Annotated in this window: 1 protein-coding gene; it reads right to left on the minus strand. The window is 30.8% G+C overall.

Features of this window, described 5'->3' with window-relative positions; translation table 11 throughout:
- Positions 1-375 (minus strand): hypothetical protein (locus tag FOJ82_RS15965; protein ID WP_221933208.1); only part of this gene is annotated, 375 nt, incomplete at its 3' end.
- Between the last annotated feature and the right edge of the window lie 28 nt (positions 376-403).

The raw sequence follows: 403 nt of genomic DNA on the forward strand, positions 1-403 counted from the left end.
ATATTGTGCCAAGCGATTCACGTGGTGGTTTAATTCCGCATATGTCATGGATTGTTGTTCATATTGCAATGCTATTTGATTTGGATACTGTTCTACTTGATATTCAAAACGTTCCATTACCGTTTGATAATGTGATGAACTTGTTGAATGGTTGATGTTTTGATAGATTTCAAAATCATTTTCATTACATAATTCTATATCTTTAATTATCTTTGAAGGATTATGTGTTAATTGCATATTAATACTTCTAATTAAACTAACTAATGTTTGAATCGTTAGCTCATCATAGGCATTTGTATTGTATACAATATCAAAGCCTTGGTGAGGACGTGGATATATTTCTATGTCAGCTAATAAAGAACTATCACTATGCAATCGATGTACTTTATGTTCGGTGTGATTT

Origin of the sequence: Tessaracoccus rhinocerotis, from assembly GCF_007197885.1 — a bacterium.
In the GTDB taxonomy this organism is placed as follows: Bacteria; Actinomycetota; Actinomycetes; order Propionibacteriales; family Propionibacteriaceae; genus Arachnia; species Arachnia rhinocerotis.